Consider the following 531-nt stretch of genomic DNA (forward strand, 5'->3'; position numbering starts at 1 on the left):
CGTCGCGGACCAGGAGGCCATCGCACCCGCAGCGATGATGTAGTCGGTCTTCGCCCGGGCGGTCACCGTGACGGTTCCGGTCCCCGGGTAGGTTCCGGCAGGTTTGACCGTTCCGCCGACGAGGTAATCCACACCCGTCGTGGCCGGGACCGTATACGAATCAGCAGCCGTCCCGTCCTTATCCGTGAACACCACCGCAGCCGGGGTCACCGGGTTCGGGGTCGTCTTGAACGTCGCGGACCAGGAGGCCATCGCACCCGCAGCGATGATGTAGTCGGTCTTCGCCCGGGCGGTCACCGTGACGGTTCCGGTCCCCGGGTAAGTACCGGCAGGTTTGACCGTTCCGCCGACGAGGTAATCCACGCCCGTCGTGGCCGGGACCGTATACGAATCAGCAGCCGTCCCGTCCTTATCCGTGAACACCACCGCAGCCGGGGTCACGGTCGTTGTTCCGGTGACGGCGATGGTGCCCAATACTCTGAATCCGCCCGTGGTGTTTAGCAGAGCGTCTTGAAGGGGAAATAGCGTCAC

At 64.8% G+C, this 531-nt stretch carries 1 pseudogene; it reads right to left on the reverse strand.

Annotated elements, in window-relative coordinates:
- Nucleotides 1-474 (reverse strand): annotated as a pseudogene (locus BJQ90_RS17975) (hypothetical protein); the annotation flags it as partial.
- Nucleotides 475-531 lie beyond the last annotated feature (57 nt).

The sequence above is a fragment of the Arthrobacter sp. SO3 genome, assembly GCF_020532825.1.
In the GTDB taxonomy this organism is placed as follows: Bacteria; Actinomycetota; Actinomycetes; order Actinomycetales; family Micrococcaceae; genus Arthrobacter.